Origin of the sequence: Pseudomonas sp. USHLN015, from assembly GCF_037153275.1 — a bacterium.
Lineage (GTDB): Bacteria > Pseudomonadota > Gammaproteobacteria > Pseudomonadales > Pseudomonadaceae > Metapseudomonas > Metapseudomonas tohonis.
In genome coordinates, this window is the sequence record NZ_JBBCKP010000046.1 from 1 (window position 1) to 223 (window position 223).

The following is a 223-nucleotide window of genomic DNA, read 5'->3' on the forward strand; positions in this document are numbered from 1 at the left end:
TCAAGGAGCTGGAGCAGCAGCTGGAAGTCATGAGCCAGAAGGCCCAGTTCTTCGAGGCGGTCGTGACTGTACTGAAGAACGACTACGGCGTATCCGTTGTAAAAAAGCGTCTCGGCAAGTCCTCACGCAAAGGCAAGTCCCGGCGCTGAGCGTTAGCAGGGCTTGCCAGTTCATGGGCTTGAGTCGCCAAGCCTATTACCAGCGCAACCGCTCGGCGGACCGG

General features: G+C 58.7%; 1 pseudogene. It reads left to right on the plus strand.

Annotated features, from left to right (window positions below):
• A pseudogene (locus WFQ67_RS30270) lies at nt 1-223 on the plus strand (IS3 family transposase); the annotation flags it as partial.